This is a genomic window from Microbacterium sp. HSID17254, from assembly GCF_003989315.1.
GTDB lineage: Bacteria > Actinomycetota > Actinomycetes > Actinomycetales > Microbacteriaceae > Microbacterium.
Genome location: NZ_RBLT01000144.1, coordinates 1 through 917 on the forward strand (window position 1 = coordinate 1; position 917 = coordinate 917).

General features: G+C 73.2%; 1 pseudogene. It reads left to right on the forward strand.

From position 1 onward, the window contains the following. Positions 1–616, forward strand: a pseudogene (locus D8M34_RS19370) (hypothetical protein); the annotation flags it as partial. Positions 617–917: the final 301 nt, after the last annotated feature.

Below are 917 nucleotides of genomic sequence, written 5' to 3' on the forward strand. Positions count from 1 at the left end.
GGGCTCGCGGAGCCCCTCGGCGCCGGGGACCGCCGCCCCGGAGAGCCTGAACGGCATCCCCCTGCCAGTGGCGGTGGCCCCCAAGCCCGTCGACGCCGCCGGGCTCACCGCGCAGGAGAAGGCCGACATCCGCTTCTCCAAGGAGTTCGCCCGCTACGGCTCCGGCTACTCCGCCGAGCAGTCCACCCGTCCGCAGACCATCGGCTACGGCCTCGCCGACTCCCCCGCCGCGCAGTGCACCTGGATCGTGGAGAAGTTCTGGGACTGGACCGACTCCGCGGGCCGCCCGGAGAACGTGATCAGCCGGGACCGGCTGCCGGACACGCTCATGCAGTACTGGCTGGGCTCGGCCCGTGCGTCGTCGTCGCGGATCTACTGGGCGAGCCTCGCCCCCCGCCGCCCCGACGCCGAGCGCGGCGGTGACCGCGGCGACCGCGACCATCCCGGCGGCGAGCCAGGCGAGCAGCGTGACGTCGCGCCGCGGCAGCGCCACGTCGATGACCTCGCGCAGCAGGAACGGCGAGGCCATCCCGACGATCGACGAGGCGACGATCGTCACGACGACGACCGAGAGCGGGCCCCGGTGCGGGGCGAACAGGGCGCCGATGCGCCGTAGCGAGACCGCGCGGGCCTGGTCCTTCTCCTCCGGGGAGGAGGTGCGGGTGTCGGGCCGGCCGGGCCGGTTCAGGGGTCGGGGGTCCACGGAGAGCTCCTCACACTGCTGTGGTTACCTCACTATGAGGCGACAACAGTGTCGCTTGCTAGTCTGTTCCCGTGCCGGACCCCGACATTCCGAGTGATCTCGTCGACGCGTTCTGGTCCGTGGCGCGGCGGCTGCGGCACACCTCCGCCGAGCGGCTGGCGGACTGGGGGCTGTCGCCGTCGCAGGCCAGGGCGCTGATGGTGCTGGCCCGACA